We start from the raw sequence: 18,171 nt of genomic DNA on the forward strand, positions 1-18,171 counted from the left end.
TCCATAAAAAAGGAATGAATTATCTAAATCCATTCCTTTTAAAATAACTTTACTTTTTTCTATTTTATATCAAAACGATTAGCATTCATCATTTTGGTCCAAGCTGCAACAAAGTCTTTTACAAATTTTTCTTTATTGTCATCTTGTGCATATAACTCAGAATAGGCACGTAAAATAGAATTAGATCCAAATACTAAATCCACACGAGTTGCCGTAAATTTAACTTCTCCTGTTTTACGGTTTTTAATTTCATAGATTCCATTATTTAGTGATTTCCATTCGTAAATCATATCAGTAAGGTGTACAAAGAAATCATTAGTTAATGCTCCTTCATTTTCTGTAAATACACCATGTTTTGTTCCGCCATAATTGGTTCCTAAAACACGCATACCTCCAACTAAAACAGTCATTTCTGCTGCTGTTAAACCAAGTAATTGTGTTTTGTCTAGCAACATTTCTTCCGGACTAACCACGTATTCTTTTTTCTGCCAGTTTCTATACCCATCTGCAAGAGGCTCTAAAGATTCAAAAGATTCTACATCTGTCATTTCTTGAGTAGCATCTCCTCTACCTGGAGCAAAAGGAACCGCTACTTGCATTCCTGCATTTTTAATGGCTTTTTCTACACCAACATTACCAGCTAATACAATAGTATCTGCTACGCTAACACCAAATTCTGCAGCAATAGGTTCTAAAACAGACAATACTTTTTGTAATTGTGCTGGCTCATTACCTTCCCAAGCATTTTGTGGTTCTAAACGAATACGTGCACCATTTGTACCACCTCTAAAATCTGATCCTCTATAGGTTCTTGCACTATCCCAAGCGGTAGATACTAATTCTGAAATTGTTAAGTCTGTACTTGCAATTTTTGCTTTAACAGCATCCACATTATAATCATAATTTCCTTTAGGTACAGGATCTTGCCAAATTAAATCTTCTTGAGGTACATCTGGCCCAAACCAACGATCTTTTGGTCCCATATCACGATGCGTTAACTTAAACCAAGCGCGTGCAAAAGCATCTGAAAACGCATCAAAATCATTCTTAAATTTTAAAGAAATCTCTTTATAAATAGGATCCATCTTCATAGCCATATCTGCATCAGTCATCATTGGGTTATGTTTAGTAGTCATATCCTCAACATCTACAGGCATATCTTCTTCTTTAATACTTACTGGTTCCCACTGTAAAGCTCCAGCAGGACTTTTACGTAATTCCCATTCATGGTTAAATAACATTTCAAAAAAGCCGTTATCCCATTTTGTTGGGTGTGTTGTCCAAGCACCTTCTAAACCACTAGTAACCGTATATCTTCCTTTACCAGATTTTGTTGGGTTAGCCCAACCCAAGCCTTGTGCGTCTACATCTGCACTTTCTGGATCAGGACCTAAAATACTGGCATCTCCATTACCATGAGTTTTACCAACGGTATGTCCTCCTGCTGTTAAAGCTACTGTTTCCTCATCATTCATAGCCATACGCTTAAATGTTTCTCTAACTTGCAGTGCTGTTTTTAAAGGATCAGGTTTACCGTTAACACCTTCAGGATTTACATAAATTAATCCCATTTGTACCGCTGCTAGCGGGTTCTCCATTGTTTCTGGTTTTTCTACATTACCATAACGTTCATCACTAGGTGCTAACCATTCTTTTTCTGCTCCCCAATACACATCTTTTTCTGGATGCCATATATCTTGACGACCAAATGCAAAACCATAGGTTTTTAATCCCATACTTTCATATGCAATAGTACCTGCAAGAATAATAAGGTCTGCCCAACTTACTTTGTTTCCGTATTTCTTTTTTATAGGCCAAAGCAAACGTCTTGCTTTATCTAAACTTACATTATCTGGCCAAGAGTTTAAAGGAGCAAAGCGTTGGTTACCTGTTCCTCCTCCTCCACGTCCATCAGGTAATCTGTAAGAACCTGCAGCATGCCAAGCCATTCTAATCATTAATCCTCCATAATGTCCCCAATCTGCTGGCCACCAATCTTGAGAATCTGTCATAAAGGCATGTAAATCTTTTTTAAGAGCATCCACATCCAGTTTTTTTAATTCTTCATGATAATCAAAATCAGCTCCTAACGGATTTGTTTTGGTATCGTGTTGATGTAAAATATCTAAATTAAGGGTGTTTGGCCACCAATCTGTTACTGTTTTTTCAGTAGTAGTAATTGCTCCTTGCATAAAAGGACATTGACTAACATCTCCATTATTGTTATGATCCATATTTTTTTCGTTTTTAAGTTCGTTTAATTTTTTATAAAAGTAATGGTTAAGCAAAGCATATAAGTATAAGTAAAATCGATTGTTTTTATTTTACCATAGATACTGATTATCACACAAACTTAAAGTTAAAAAAAGTGAGCTATTAAAACAATAAAAAAACAGGATAAAACAAAAGCAACAACAAAAAAATAAAAATTACAATACTAAAAACCAGCACATTAACAAAACACACTACTAATTACATATTGTATAAGCTATATACAGGTATGTAAATGCGCTTTAAATTTTAAAATATATTAAACTAAAAACTTTTAATATTGGTTTTAACTATTTATAAGAGAGTTACCAACAAGTATAAGAAGTTTTACAGCTATTTAATTTTAAAACAAAAAATTTAAAAAAAAAGAAAACAAATAGTTTTAGCATCTAATTATTCTTAATTTTATACATTAATTAAATTCATTAAAATATATAACTATGGCAACAGTAACCTTAAAAGGAAACCCAATAAATACTTCAGGAGAATTACCAAAAGTAGGCACAAAAGCACCTGACTTTACCTTAACAACAACAGACTTAGGAGCAAAATCACTAGCTGATTTTGCAGGAAGCAAAGTGGTTTTAAATATTTTTCCTAGTATTGATACAGGAACTTGTGCGCAATCTGTAAGAACCTTTAACGAAAAAGCTAGTAGCTTAGAAAATACTAAGGTATTATGTATTTCACACGATTTACCATTTGCTCAAGCACGTTTTTGTGGTGCAGAAGGTTTAGAAAATGTAATAAACCTTTCTGATTATAAGGATGGAAGTTTTGGTAAAGCATACGGTTTAAACTTTACAACTGGTCCTTTAGAGACTTTACATTCACGTAGTGTAGTTGTAATAGATGAAAAAGGAGTAGTTACCTATACAGAACAAGTACAAGAAACAACTGAAGAACCTAATTACGAGGCTGCACTTAAAGCTTTATAATGCATAAAAAAGATTCCTTTTTAATAAATAGGCTTAAAAGTGTAAAGTATGCTTTTAAAGGAGCTTTTTTATTAATCACAACAGAAAGCAGTATTAAAATTCAATTTTGTATTGGCATTATCATGACCATACTTGGGTTTTACTACCAGCTTTCTGCTATGGAATGGATTGTTCAAATTTTATGTATCTCGCTTATCATGGCAATAGAAGGCATAAATACTGCCATAGAAGAAATAGCCGATTTTATTCACCCAGAACATCATACCAAAATTGGACTTATTAAAGACCTTGCTGCAGGCGCTGTCTTTATTTTTGCTATTGCAGCCTCTATAATTGGTTGTATTATATATTTTCCAAAAATTTTTTAATAAATTAACTTCCTTTTATTATAGTAAAAACATTGTTTACAATTTTTTAGAATAAAGTTTCGTTACCATTTGTAATTTGTATTTTTGCCTATAAAAAATTAAGCAAATTACACCTAAACTAGATTCTAATAGGATTAGAAATTAAAGATTTTCACTAATGTGGAAAATAAATATGGCTAAAAAGAAAACAAAGACAACAACAAAAAAAACAAAAACAATTAAAGCGCCAAGTTTTAATTTTAAGCTAACTAGCCAGCAAAAACTAGTTGTAGGAAGCCTTTTTATTATACTTGGCTTATTACTTTTTATATCCTTACTATCTTTCTTTTTCACAGGAAAAGCAGACCAAAGTACATTGTCTGAATTTACCTCTAGAAACGTAAAAACACAAAACTGGCTAAGCAAAACTGGTGCTTGGTTAAGTGACTTTTTTATACAACGTGGTTTTGGTGTTTCCTCTTTTATATTTTCTGGTTTAATATTTCTTTCTGGTGTGTATGTGTTACTTAATTTAAAAAAAGAAAAACTACGTAAACATTGGTTTTGGGGAACATTAATTATTATTTGGTTATCCATATTTTTTGGCTTTTTTGCCCATAAAAACGACTTATTAGGTGGTGTTATAGGCTTTGAAATAAATTCTTTTCTACAAGATTATATTGGCAAAACAGGAATCGTACTATTACTCCTTTTTGGGTTAATAACTTATTTAGCAATACGCTTTGAAATGACTGTAGAAACCTTTAAAAATATCTTTAAAAAAGCGAAAAAAGGAATTAACGAAGAAATTGACGATATAAAAGAAGAATTTATCCCAATAGATAACGACTTAACAGCGGAAGCGGAAGAAATTAAAGCGGCACATCAAGTTACTACACCTAAAGAAGAACCTATTGTAGTTAAACAAGAGCTAAACACCGAAATAAAAAAGGAAGCTAAAACAGAAATAGCAACCGATGACTTTAAAATAGAAATAGCAAAAGAAGAGGAAGAAGTTGTTGCAGAAGATGCGCTTGCTATGAAAGTAGAAAAAGTTGCAGAAGAAGTCTCTGAAACCGATAACCTAGCCAACAAACTAGTTGCTGATTTTGGGTTGTTTGATCCTACTTTAGAATTAGGAAATTACCAATTTCCGCCTTTAGATTTATTAAAAAAATATGATAACGAAGGCATTTCTATAAACCAGGAAGAACTTGAAGAAAATAAAAACAGAATTGTTGAAACCTTAAACAATTACAAAATTGGTATTGCAAGCATAAAAGCTACTATTGGACCTACAGTTACATTATATGAAATTGTTCCAGAAGCAGGAGTACGTATTTCTAAAATTAAAAACCTGGAAGATGATATTGCCTTATCACTTTCTGCTTTAGGTATTCGTATTATTGCTCCAATTCCAGGAAAAGGAACTATTGGTATTGAGGTACCTAATAAAAGTTCTACCATTGTTTCTATGCGCTCTGTTATTGCATCGCAAAAGTTTCAAAAATCAGAAATGCAACTGCCTATTGCTTTTGGTAAAACCATTAGCAACGAAACCTTTGTAGTAGATTTAGCCAAAATGCCACACATGCTTATGGCTGGAGCAACTGGTCAAGGTAAATCTGTAGGGTTAAACGCTGTACTTACCTCACTACTCTACAAAAAACATCCTGCAGAAGTGAAGTTTGTTCTAGTAGACCCTAAGAAAGTAGAGCTTACATTATTTAATAAAATAGAACGCCATTATTTAGCAAAACTACCAGACGAAGCAGAAGCTATTATTACAGACAATACTAAAGTAATTAATACTCTTAACTCGTTATGTATTGAAATGGATAATCGTTACGAAATGCTTAAAAACGCATTATGCCGTAACATTGTAGAATATAACACCAAATTTAAAGCACGTAAACTAAACCCTAATGATGGTCATGCTTTTTTACCATATATCGTTTTGGTGGTAGATGAGTTTGCCGATTTAATTATGACTGCTGGTAAAGAAGTAGAAACACCAGTTGCACGTTTAGCACAATTGGCTCGTGCTATTGGTATTCATTTAATTATTGCAACCCAAAGACCATCTGTAAATGTAATTACAGGTATTATTAAGGCCAATTTCCCTGCACGTATTGCTTTTAGAGTAACAAGTAAAATTGATTCTCGAACTATTTTAGATGGCTCTGGAGCAGACCAGCTTATTGGTCGTGGAGACATGCTTTACACCCAAGGAAATGACCTAGTGCGTATACAGTGTGCTTTTGTTGATACACCAGAAGTAGAGAAAATAGTAGATTTTATTGGTGCGCAAAAAGCATATCCTGATGCACATTTACTTCCGGAGTATGTTGGAGAAGAAAGTGGCACAAGTCTTGATATAGATATAAGTGATAGAGATAAACTATTTAGAGAAGCTGCAGAAATAATTGTTACAGCACAACAAGGATCTGCATCTTTACTACAACGTAAGCTAAAATTAGGTTACAATCGGGCAGGAAGACTAATAGATCAATTAGAAGCTGCGGGTATTGTTGGAGGCTTTGAAGGTAGTAAAGCAAGACAAGTTCTGGTTCCCGATTTAGTTGCTCTAGATCAATTATTAGCAAACGAAAGTTTATAACAAAAAAAACAAACAATATTTCTGCTCCTTAAGTTTTTAGGACAAGGAAATAAAAAAAAATCATTCATGAAGAAGTTAATTTTCTTATTTACCATTTTATTAAGCATTTCAAGCGTTGCACAAGAAGATGCAAAAACGCTATTAGATGAAGTTTCTCAAAAAGTAAAAAGCTATAACAATATTACTATAGATTTTAAATATATGTTGCATAATACAGCAGAAAACATCAAACAAGAAACTCGAGGTGATGTAGTTATGCAAGGCGAAAAATTTAAACTTAATATCCTTGGTATTACAAGAATTTATGATGGTAAAACCTTATACAGCATCAGTCCAGAAGACGAGCAGGTAACTATCTCTTCTGAAAGTATGGAAGACGAAGGTAGTATTACACCAAGTAAAATGCTTTCTTTTTACGAAGAAGGCTTTACGTACAAAATGGATATTACTCAAAATGTACAAGGAAGAAAAATACAATACGTACAATTAATTCCTATAGATTCTAATTCTGAAATTAAATCGGTTCTTTTAGGAATAGATGCCCAAACAAAACACATTTACAATTTAATTGAAACAGGAAAAAACGGAACAAAAACCACTTTAACTGTTAATTCTTTTCAAACTAATGAGACTTTATCAAAAAGCTTATTTACCTTTGACAAAAGTAAGTTTAAAGACTACTACATAGAAAAATTAGATTAATAAAAAACAAGTTATCTCGGCATTGCGTTATTCATTCAGTAAAAAAATAACTCTATTACCTTATAACAAAACAATAAGCTACAAATATTAAAGTGTGAAAATTTTAGATCGATACATTTTAAAAACGTACCTAAAAACTTTTATCAGCGTGTTTTTAATACTCATGCTGATTTTTGTTTTACAAACCATTTGGCTATTTATAAAAGAATTAGCAGGTAAAGACTTAGATTTAGTTGTCGTTTTAAAATTCTTACTGTATTACTCACCAAAGTTAATTCCGTTAGTATTGCCATTAACCATACTATTAGCATCTATTATGGTATTTGGTAGTTTTGCCGAAAACTATGAGTTTGCTGCCATGAAATCTACAGGTACTTCATTACAACGTGCCATGGCAGGACTAGGTATATTTATAGGTATACTAGGTATTACCACTTTCTTTTTTAGTAATAGTGTGATACCTTGGGGTGAATACAATTCATACAACTTACGTAATAATATAAAAAAATTAAAGCCTGCAATGGCAATTGCAGAAGGACAATTTAATGATGTTGGTAATATTAACATCAAAGTTGAAGAAAAAAGTGGTTTAAATGGTAAAGATCTAAAAGGTGTTGTTATACATGAAAAAAGTAACAGCGCAAAAGGAAATAAAAACTATAGAACCATTGTATCTAAAACAGGTGAACTTGTAGGTGATGAAAACTCTAGTGTATTAAAACTTATATTACACGATGGTTATTTTTATGATGACACTCCTCCTAGTGATTATAAAGCAAGAGAAAAAAACCCATTAGTTAAAAGTTCTTTTAAAACATACACCTTTAACTTAGATTTATCTGAAGAAAACAGTCAAGATCTAGACGAAAAAAACATTTCAGATAAATACAGCATGCTTAATGTTAGTGATTTAAATTATACTATTGACTCACTTGCTGTTGAAAGCAAAAAAGAATATGATGTTTTTGCTGAAAATTTATATAACAGATCTCAAATTGCGGTATTAAATACTGGATTAATACCCAAAAAAGAAACTACTTTTACTGGTGATATTTTAGACTTGTTTGATACTAAAAAGAAAATTCAATTGTTAGATTTAGCAATAAACACTACCAATAGTACAAAACAAGTAATAACTACTAAAGAAAAGTTTTTAAACAACAAACAAACCAACTACAACAAACACGTAGTAGCATTACATGAAAAATTTGCTTTAGGTTTTGCTTGTATTATCTTATTTTTTGTTGGTGCTCCTCTTGGTGCTTTAATTAGAAAAGGAGGAATTGGCTTACCAATGGTAATTGCTATTTTATTGTTTTTAACATACCACTTTATTGGTATTTTTGCAAAAAACAGTGCTAGTAACGGAAGTGTAAACCCTGTAATAGCACCATGGATTTCTACCATAGTCATGCTTCCTTTAGGTATTTTTCTAACCCAGAGAGCCACAGCAGATAGAGGGTTATTTGAATTTGATCACATTATAGAACCTTTAAAAAAACTATTTAAAACCAAAGCCAAATCTAAAACAGAAATAGCGAAAACAACAGAAAACAGTTTAATAAAACCCGAAAACCTAGATAAAGCAAAATCTATTTACAAAAATTATACTTTTCATTCTAACACCGCATTTACGTTTTATATAACAGGATTAATTTTAACAATTTTATTCTTTGTATTTAACAACAATAAACTTCCTAATTTTGCAACAGCTTCAATACAATTAAGTATAATTTCATTTGTAATGTTGCTTATTTATTATATAAAATCGTTTTTAAACTTACATGCTCTTTATGCGTTAATAGATAAAAAAGCAAACCTTAAAAAACCTATAGAACTTCTATTGGGTTGGGTTGTTTACCCTTTAACTTATTTTTTAAAACGAAATAAAATTACGGAAGACTTTTCTAATACATTAAAATAAGAATACCTTTGTAACATGATAACACCAACAAAAGAAAGCAATAAAAAAGAGTATACTCTAGATACTATTGAAGCAGCCATAACCGATATTAAAAACGGTAAAGTTATTATTGTTGTAGATGATGAAGACAGAGAAAACGAAGGTGATTTTATTGCTGCCGCAGAAAAAGTAACTCCAGAGATGATTAATTTCATGGCTACACATGGTCGTGGATTAATTTGTGCACCACTAACCGAAGATCGTTGTGAAGAATTAAATTTAAATTTAATGGTACAAAACAACACTGTTTTACACCACACACCATTTACAGTGTCTGTAGATTTAATAGGTCATGGTTGCACCACAGGAATATCTGTACATGATAGAGCTAAAACTATTGAATTTTTAGTAAAAGAAGATACTAAACCACAAGATTTGGGTCGTCCTGGGCATATTTTTCCTTTACGCGCCAAAAACGGAGGTGTGCTACGTAGAACAGGACATACCGAAGCTTCTGTAGATTTAGCACGTTTAGCCGGTTTAAAACCTGCAGGAATTCTAGTTGAAATCTTAAATGAAGACGGAACCATGGCACGTTTACCACAATTGGTTGAAGTTGCTAAAAAATTCGATTTAAAAATTATTTCTATTGAAGACTTAGTTGCTTATAGAATGGAGCACGATTCTTTAATTGAGAAAAAAGAAGATTTTAATATTGAAACGCGTTTTGGAAACTTCCGTTTAAGAGCATACCATCAAACTACAAACGATCAAATTCATATTGCATTAACAAAAGGGAGTTGGTCTGCAAACGAAATTGTTTTAACTCGTGTTAATGCAACACTTGTTAACAATGACATTCTTGGTACATTAACCAATAATGCAGATGAAAAACTAGACGATATGTTTAAAGTTATTAATGACGCAGGAAAAGGAGCCGTTATTTTTATAAATCAGCAATCACAATCTATGAATCTTTTAAAACGATTAAACATTTTAAAAGAAACACAGGTAGAAGGTCAAATAGTAAAAGCACCACGTATTAAAATGGACAGTAAAGATTTTGGTATTGGCGCGCAAATATTACATGACTTAAACATACATAAGCTAAAACTAATATCTAACTCTGCACAAAGCAAACGTGTTGGTATGATTGGTTATGGTTTAGAAATTGTAGAGTATGTAAATTATTAAATGAAATACATACTAAAACAAAGAAAAACCTATTTACTAAACTAAATAGGTTTTTCTTTGTTACTAGCTATAGTGTCTTTTACTATCTATATTTTAACAATTACTGTCTTACCCATTTTTGAATATTACCAGTACCATTGTGGTTTACCGAAATTCTTAAGGTATCTGCTACACCTATTTCCATTTCTGCAGTATAGTAATTATAATCACTACCTAACTCTTCATAGATAAAACTATTAGCATCAATAGCGTAAATATCTTTCCACTTAATATCTCCATTACTAAAGCCTGATAAAGCAGCATCTGTTATAGTACCATTGGTATTTAAAACCTCTACTACAACGTCATTATTTACTGGGTTGTTGCCTCCTACTCTAATCCAGCTTCCTTCTAATTCTTGAAGAAAAACACTTTGAGGAGTAAAATTAGCTTCACGAACCCATTTTTGTATGTTTCCTAACCCAGAATGGTTAACATCTACACGCAAAGTATCATCTACACCATACTGTATAGTTGCTGAATAATAATTGTAATCGCTTCCTAACTCGTCATGCGTATATGCACCATTACCAAGACCTACAATGTTTTTCCATTTAATATCTCCTTCTACAAAACCAGATTGTTGTGCATCTGTTAATATTCCTAAGTCATTTTGTACATTTACTTTAAGTCCATTATTAACAGGATTATTTCCTCCAACTCTAATCCAGTCTCCTTGTAAATCATCTAAAGCGAAGGTTTGTTCTTGCTCTTGCTCATTATCCATAGGTTCAAAATCATCAATATTACAGGAAACCATAAATATTGTTAGTATAGTTAAAAGTAAAATAGATGAATTAAATTGTTTACATAATTTCATGATAAATAGTTTTAAATGTTTTTACTTTTATGTCACTATTACAGTAAAGGTTAACATGTTTTGGTAAAAAATTTAGAACTAAAAAAATCCCTTAAAAAAACTTTTAAGGGATTTAATAATTTTAATAAAGAGCAATCTATTTAAACCCAATCAGTTCTTTTTCTGCATCTAAAATAGTTTTTACAAACGTTTTAAACGCTTCATAATCTTCAGGCTGAATAGGTTTTAAAGAAGGAATAGCATGAATATTGACTTGTAATACATTGTTTTTTTCTAATGTATAGGTTATTTCATACACATGCTCTTTAAAAGAAAGTTTATGGTTTTGTGGAATTTCAATAAAGGACTTTTCTTCATCAATAGTAATGGTATACGCTGTTTTGTATTCGTCTACATTTTCATAATCTGCGTAATTAATAGGATAGTTTCTAGTTTCATGACTAATAATTCCGCTAGTATACGGGTTTGCTACTATTGGTAATTGTATAATTTGAATAGATCCTATTTTTTTAATTTTATTGGTAATAGTAATATCTGCAATGTAATTTACAGCTTTAGCATCTGCTACTCTTTTAACACTTGTAAGATTGTTTAGCACAAAGTCTTCTTCTATTCTGGAGTTATAATCATCATAAATAGAATTTTTAAGTACTTCTTGGTTTGGTTCTGCAAAAAGACTTTCGTAATACGATGCTACATGACCTGTAAACTCTGTATTTACTACTAAAGCTAAGTTATCTGGATTGACCTTTACATCTACTGTATTAGAAAAAACAGCAGGAGTTCTTTGTACATCTTTTAACTGAAATAACTCGTGTTTTTTAGTGGTATTAGTAGTTTCATAAGGTATTTCTAGTCCTGTTGCTAAATACAAAGAGCGAGGTAATGCCTTAAACGGCATATATTTATCTGTTAATTCTAAAAATTGATCTTTACCATCTAATTTTACTTTAGCAATACAATGGTTAAAATCTTGACTAGGTAATACTAAAGATTGCTCACCATAATCTGATGTTAAAATAAGCACCAAATTAGCATCTAAATCTGCCATTCTTGCCAGTGTAACAAATAAGGTTGAAAAATCTTTGCAGTCACCAAGCGCTGTATTTATAGTTTTTGAAGGTTTTTGTGGCACATAACCACTTTGCCTGAAACTTACATAACTATAGGTAAAATTATCTGTTATATACTTATAAATAGTTTCAGCTCTTTCGGTTTCGCTCAGTGTTGTATAGCCATTAGGAAAAAGGGTATCAAAAACTTTTTGTACAGTAGCGTTAATTTCTATTCTAGAACGTACAAGGTCTGAATACCAAACTGCAATATCATTCCAACTGTCAATAGTACTAACATGAATACCTCTTGCTACATCTACAGTAGCTGGCATATAGTTTTCATCTTGTGTTAAACCTTCGCTATCATTTAAATTCCAGGTATATAAAGTATAGCCATCTACATCTTTTGTACTAAAATCTAAAGTTCCATTAATTACCTGTTGTTTAAAGTGTAACGATTTAGGCACTAGTATTTGCACACTAGACTGTTTTATAGGATGAAAGCTATCCATTTGAAAATAATCTATATAGTCTTTATAAAACCTTCCTACGTTAGAAAATGTATTTTGGTAGTCTAAATGAATAACATCTCCTACAGTTAAACCGTTAAAAACTAAACTAGAACCACTTCTATCTGCAGGAACTACGCTACCATTATCTTTTACAATTTCAGATTTAATAATATTATAATTACCCGAAAGACCTAAATCATATTCTTTAAAACGCTCTACACCATTATCTGAAGTAATTTCATATACCAAAATAAATCTATATTTACCTCCTCCTTCTTGATACAATTCAATATTACCATCATCTAACAACACATTATACCCATAATTGTTTGAAGGTATTGTTCCTTTATTTTCAGCAATAAAATGGTATACTTTTTCTGGAACCAAATCATCAATTCTATTTTTTTCTTCTTTTAAATCGCTAATTTTTTTACGCAAAGCAGTATGTGCACTATTGTATTTTAAAGAAGCTTCATAGGCTGCAATAGCTTCTTTCTTTTTGTTTAATTGCAGTAATGCATCACCTTTATACTCTAGCATGGTAAAAGAATGTGGAAAATTTTTTAAACCTTCTGCTATATACGCAATAGACTCTTTATACTTATCATAGCTTTGTAGTTTTTCAATAATAGATTGTAAGTAATAATTGTCGTTTTTTAGATTGTCATAATCTTGATACAGCACGTTAATAGCATCTTCTTTTCTTCCGTTTTTATCATAATAATAAGAAAGCGATTTTGACGCTTGAGTAATAGAATAGTTTTTATTTATGTCTTCTAATATTTTAATAGTGGTATCATCATCATCATAAAGTACAGCATACAAAGGCGCATAACGCAAAAGTAACCTTGTATTTCCTTCTGCTTCATCAATTAAATCATCTAAATTCTTTTTCAGTCCTTTTTTGTTTTCTTTTCTTGCATTTAGGTAAAAATCTGCAGTTAGATTAAATAAGTTTAAATCGACAGAATTTTTAAATTTATTTAAAAACGTTTCAAACTCACTCATTGTCATTCTACTTAAAGCATCTGTATCAATAATTTTTAAAACCAAAGGCAAATAGTAGTCTTCATCATCCCTTTCCATGTTTTCTGTAATCTCATTAATAGAGGTATAATCTTCTTCTACACCATAAATTTCTATAAGAATTTTACGAATAAAAGAGCTTTTAGGATATTTTTCAGACCAAGGAAGTATTATCTTTTTAGCTTCTTTATATTTTGAGTTTCTTAAATAGGTATTGATTAAACAATAGTCATAAAAGAAATTATTAGGATTTTCTTCTTTCTTTTTTATGAAGAATTCTTCAAAAGAATTAGGTACTATTTCCGGATTAATTTGTGCTAAAGTACTTTTATTATATGCCTTATATTCTGAAGAATAGGTAAACCCTTCTACAGCTTTACCGTTTTCTATTAACGAAACCATAAAGTAGCTAACTGCAGAATTTTCAGCATTTTTAATTAATAATCTATTTTCTCCAGCAGGAACGGTAATAGTAACCTGATAAGCATCTAACTCTGTGGTTTGGTCTTCTGCATTTTCATAAACTAAAACGTCATTTAACCATACTTTAAAGGCAGAGCCATTACCAATACGCATTAACACACGTTTTTCTTGTTCTGCTTTTATAAAGGTTTGAGCATAATGAACTCCTGCTCCAAACTCTGCATGATTTGTAAAAAACTGATAAGGTTCTTTTTCTGTATTTGCGGTATACCAATTTACAAGTCCGTTACTTCCTGCATCAAAAGGGGTTGTGCTTTGTGCTATTTTTTCTGGGTCGTAAATTTTGTCTAAACCACTATCATTAAGGTTTTCAAAAACACCACAATATTGCCAATTGGTAATGGCATTAATTTTATTATTTAGCTTAAAGTAGGCATCCCAATCTCCTTGGTGTCTTTTTTCTACAGACTTAAGGTAATGCATAGCGTCTTTAATGGTTAAATTTTTAAGATTGCTTGCATATACTTGCTCTATATGATTTATGTTTTTTGGACTAAAACCTGTTTCTAAATAGGCATCAAAAATAAAAGGCTCATTCCATAGAGCATATAAATAATTTTCAAATTCTGGCTGTTCTAAAAAAGCTCCTAAAAAAGCCTTATTAGTTGTAAGTTTCCCTTGTTCTACTCGCAATAACTCATTTAAAACTAGCGCTTCTATATTCGATTTTACATTTATTTTTTTTAATTGGCTAGCAGCTTCTGTACGCTTATTACTAAGTAATAAATCCCAAAACTTGTCTTGTTTAACTTGAGAAAAGGTAGAAAAAATGCATAAAAATAATAAGGTAATTGTAAGTACTTTTTTCATATTTGGGTTTTATAGTATGGATTGAATAGCTGCAACCATTTTTTCTGCACGCGTTTTTACTTCTTCTTCTGTCCAGGAAAGTTTTATTAAACAAGAAATGTTTCTAGCAATTAGTGCATCGGATTTTGAATAATCTGCTGTTTCTAGATATTTTAAACCATTTTTTACTTCTTGAGAAACCGGATACAACGTTTTTAACTCTTTAAGGTGTTGCCATTTTCTTATGTAATGCCATTGGTTATCATAGTAATGAAAACAAGCATCTATACCATTTTCTTTACATGCAGTAGCAGCCTTTCTGGTAGTTTCTAAATCAGGTAAAAAGAAACTTAAAAACGAATAACTTTCTACACCACCATCAGGAACTGTTCTAAAAGTAAGTGCTGGTATTTTTGCTAAAGCTTCACGAAGTATGGTATAGTTTTTTTTCTGAATAGCTACAAACTCATCTAACCTATTGATTTGTGCCAAACCAACAGCAGCATGTAGTTCTGAAATTCTAAAGTTATACCCTAAAAAAGGGTGTGTTTCTGCACCTCTATCATTTCCTTTATGGTCATGACCATGATCACTATAATGATCTGCATGCATTGCATATTTAGGGTTATTGGTAAGTACAGCACCACCTTCACCTGCTGTAATTATTTTTACAAAATCTAAAGACAGACAGCCAAAATCACCAATACTACCAAGAGGTTTTCCTTTATAGGTTGCACCTGTTGCTTGTGAAGAATCTTCAATTAAAATTAAATCATTAGCAATACAAATGCTTTTTAATGCATCTAAATTAGCCATACTACCACACATGTGTACAGGCATAATTGCTTTTGTTTTAGGTGAAATTGCTTTTTTTACCGCTTCTGGGTTAAGGGTAAGTGTATCATCTATATCTACCAAAACCGGAACAGCACCAAGCATCATGATTGCTTCAAAACTAGCAACAAATGTAAATGTAGGCATGATTACCTCATCTCCTGCTCCAATTCCTGCAGCTGCTAATGCAATAGAAACAGCAGCTGTACCACTTGATACTAATTGTGCGTGTTGTACTTGAAGCTTTTCTTCTAATGCTTTTTCCAGCTCTTTTGCTTTCCAGTGGCCATTTCGCATGGCATCAAAACCATAGCGCATAAGCACGCCGCTTTCTAATACATCGTTTACTTCTTTACGTTCTTTATCTCCAAAGAGTTCAAATCCTGGCATATTTTAATAAGGTTAGTTTTCAAATTTACAATTAATCTTACGAATAAAAAAAGCGTCAAAATCGATAGTTTTGACGCTTTTATATTCTATTTATTTTATTAATAATTCTCTAATACAGAATCTATAAAAGCATAATGTCTATCGGTTTCACGTAAAAAGGTATAACCCGAAAGTTCTCCTATGATTTTTCCTTTTTCGTTAAGCGCTACTAAATTAGGGTAACCTCCTTTTTTATTATACTTTTTTACTAATGCTTCATTTTTCACCTTTTGTTCTGCCGAAATAATATCTATTCGTCTTGGTATATCTACCATTAAAAGCACCATACTTTTTGCTTTTTCTTCAAACTTTGAAGTATTAAAAAAATCTTCTTTTAACATTTTACAAGGCGAACACCAATCACTACCCGTAAAATATACCAAAATAGGTTTTTTTTCTTTTGATGAAATAGATTTTGCTTGCTCTATATCTGTTAACCAATTAAGGTTAGAAACGGCTTCTTCTTGTGCAAAAACGTTACTTATTAATGCAAAAGCAAATATAAAAATTAGATTTTTCATTATTTTAATATGGTATTGTGAATGATACAAATGTATCTGTTTATTTATGGAACAAGAATCTTGCCAATTTATTACTTATGCATGATTACAGAATCTGCTACTTCTTTTCTTACTTTTTTTAAATCTGCAAACATATCGTCTTTATCTCTGTAACCTATAGGCATAATTAATACCGATTTTAATCCTTTCTCTTTTAAATGTAAAATCTCATCATATTTTGCAGCATCAAAACCTTCCATAGGGCAAGCGTCAATGCCTTCAATAGCGCAAACCGTCATTAAGTTTCCTAGTGCTAAATACGCTTGATTAGTAGCCCAAGCTTCAATGTCTTTTTGAGATTTATTTTCAAAATCATCAATTAAAAAACTCTCAAATGGTTTTAGAATATCTTTTGGTGTTTTTCTAATAGCATAAACGCGATCAAAATATGCTTTTACAAAATGTTTATTAATTTCTGTTTGAATACAAAATACCAAGAGGTGTGATGCTTGCCCTACTTGTTTTTGGTTCATAGCATGAACGGTTAACTCTTGTTGCAATTCTTTATCTTCAATAACCATTAATTTAATGGGCTGCAACCCATAAGAAGTGGCTGTTAAATTAAATGCATGTATTAAGATATTTATTTTATCTTCGGAAAGAATAGTTGTACTATCAAACAATTTGGTAGCATAACGCCAATTCAATTTTTCTATTATTTTCAACTTCATTTATTTATATCTGCAAAGATACAGTTTTAAGAGAACTCTCTTTTAAGCTTCTAAGTAAATTTCATTTGTTTTTCTATATTCTGAAGGTCTTTTTCCCATAACCTTAGTAAAGGTATTACTAAATGTAGGCAAGCTACTATAGCCAACCATATTTGCAATTTCTGAAATATTGTAGTCTGAATTCATTAAATATTCTAAAGATTTAAAGACGCGCAATTGCGTATAATATTTAATGAATGACATGCCTAAATCTTTTTTAAATAATCGGTATAATGATTTATCTGTCATACTAAAATTAGAAGCCAGCTTAGGTAGCAAATGCTCTTGTTGAATATTATCTGTAAGGTATTTAATTATATTTATTAATCTACCATCTGTAGGATGTGGCAGTTCTAAATGTAAAGATTTTGAAACCGTTTGCTCTATAAGTGCTTTAAAAGCATACACAATAGCATATTTGTTTTTTTGAGACTTTATTAAATCTCCATTCCAGTTTTTAGTATATAATAACAGTTCCATTAATAAATTATTAATAGGATATATACCTTCTTTTTTATAAAACCCTGAAGGATTTACAGCCATTGGGAAATATAAATTTTTCATAATCACTTTTGGAGAACTTGGGTAAATAGCATGCCTTACTCCTGGCGGAATCCACATATAATGTCTTGCTGGCAAATAATACATCCTGCTATCTGTTTTAACATGTACCACGCCACCTTCGGTATATAAAAATTGTCCTTTGTTATGACTATGAGGTTCAATAAAGGTTTCTCCCATTAAATTATGGTAACAAAAAATACTTTGCGGGTTTTTATCTACTTCGGTTAAATAATACTTACTATTCATTATATTTACTAGGATAAGGCCTAATGCACTAAATTAATAAAATATTGTCTTACTTTAATAAATAGACATTAAATATCTTGCATAAATTGCCAATCTATTTTATCAATAACACAATTAGACTACAAATAT

General features: G+C 31.1%; 13 protein-coding genes. 6 read left to right on the top strand and 7 right to left on the bottom strand.

Annotation, left to right across the window (positions count from 1 at the left end; all coding sequences use genetic code 11):
- Positions 1-59: 59 nt before the first annotated feature.
- Complete coding sequence (gene katG / locus KO494_RS13410) at positions 60-2,234, bottom strand: catalase/peroxidase HPI (RefSeq protein ID WP_215968125.1); 2,175 nt, start codon at positions 2,232-2,234, stop codon at positions 60-62.
- A 477-nt stretch (positions 2,235-2,711) separates the two neighbouring features.
- Between katG and tpx the strand changes: the two genes are divergently transcribed.
- The 6 genes from tpx to ribB all read left to right on the top strand — a co-directional run bounded on the left by tpx (position 2,712) and on the right by ribB (position 9,975).
- Positions 2,712-3,209: a thiol peroxidase gene (tpx, locus tag KO494_RS13415; RefSeq protein WP_215968126.1), complete on the top strand. Its 498-nt coding sequence runs from the start codon at positions 2,712-2,714 to the stop codon at positions 3,207-3,209.
- Positions 3,209-3,577, top strand: a complete 369-nt coding sequence (locus tag KO494_RS13420; protein ID WP_215968127.1) for a diacylglycerol kinase — start codon at positions 3,209-3,211, stop codon at positions 3,575-3,577. Before tpx ends, KO494_RS13420 begins: the two co-directional genes overlap by 1 nt.
- A gap of 172 nt (positions 3,578-3,749) precedes the next feature.
- The gene (locus KO494_RS13425; RefSeq protein ID WP_215968128.1) at positions 3,750-6,176 is read left to right on the top strand and encodes a DNA translocase FtsK; all 2,427 of its coding nucleotides are present in this window, start codon (positions 3,750-3,752) and stop codon (positions 6,174-6,176) included.
- Between the two features lie 66 nt (positions 6,177-6,242).
- Positions 6,243-6,878, top strand: a complete 636-nt coding sequence (locus KO494_RS13430) for an outer membrane lipoprotein carrier protein LolA (protein WP_215968129.1) — start codon at positions 6,243-6,245, stop codon at positions 6,876-6,878.
- 94 nt (positions 6,879-6,972) lie between these two features.
- Entirely contained in the window at positions 6,973-8,802 is a 1,830-nt protein-coding gene (locus KO494_RS13435; protein WP_215968130.1) for an LptF/LptG family permease, read from the top strand.
- 15 nt (positions 8,803-8,817) lie between these two features.
- On the top strand, positions 8,818-9,975 hold the full coding sequence (gene ribB, locus KO494_RS13440; protein WP_215968131.1) for a 3,4-dihydroxy-2-butanone-4-phosphate synthase: 1,158 nt from the start codon (positions 8,818-8,820) through the stop codon (positions 9,973-9,975).
- A 100-nt stretch (positions 9,976-10,075) separates the two neighbouring features.
- Here the strand turns inward: ribB and KO494_RS13445 are convergent, their stop codons facing one another.
- From KO494_RS13445 to KO494_RS13470, 6 genes are all read right to left on the bottom strand, one after another.
- Positions 10,076-10,834 carry a hypothetical protein gene (locus tag KO494_RS13445; RefSeq protein ID WP_215968132.1) on the bottom strand — a complete coding sequence of 253 codons (759 nt, stop codon included), beginning with the start codon at positions 10,832-10,834 and terminating at the stop codon, positions 10,076-10,078.
- A 136-nt stretch (positions 10,835-10,970) separates the two neighbouring features.
- Positions 10,971-14,720, bottom strand: coding sequence for a transglutaminase domain-containing protein (locus tag KO494_RS13450; RefSeq protein WP_215968133.1), 3,750 nt, complete (start codon positions 14,718-14,720; stop codon positions 10,971-10,973).
- A 9-nt stretch (positions 14,721-14,729) separates the two neighbouring features.
- On the bottom strand, positions 14,730-15,923 hold the full coding sequence (locus KO494_RS13455) for a DegT/DnrJ/EryC1/StrS aminotransferase family protein (protein ID WP_215968134.1): 1,194 nt from the start codon (positions 15,921-15,923) through the stop codon (positions 14,730-14,732).
- Positions 15,924-16,021: 98 nt separating this feature from the next.
- Positions 16,022-16,483 carry a thioredoxin family protein gene (locus KO494_RS13460; protein ID WP_215968135.1) on the bottom strand — a complete coding sequence of 154 codons (462 nt, stop codon included), beginning with the start codon at positions 16,481-16,483 and terminating at the stop codon, positions 16,022-16,024.
- Between the two features lie 71 nt (positions 16,484-16,554).
- Positions 16,555-17,187: an NAD(P)H-dependent oxidoreductase gene (locus KO494_RS13465; RefSeq protein WP_215968248.1), complete on the bottom strand. Its 633-nt coding sequence runs from the start codon at positions 17,185-17,187 to the stop codon at positions 16,555-16,557.
- A gap of 48 nt (positions 17,188-17,235) precedes the next feature.
- Entirely contained in the window at positions 17,236-18,042 is an 807-nt protein-coding gene (locus KO494_RS13470) for an AraC family transcriptional regulator (protein ID WP_215968136.1), read from the bottom strand.
- Between the last annotated feature and the right edge of the window lie 129 nt (positions 18,043-18,171).

The organism is Lacinutrix sp. C3R15, from assembly GCF_018860825.1.
GTDB lineage: Bacteria > Bacteroidota > Bacteroidia > Flavobacteriales > Flavobacteriaceae > Oceanihabitans.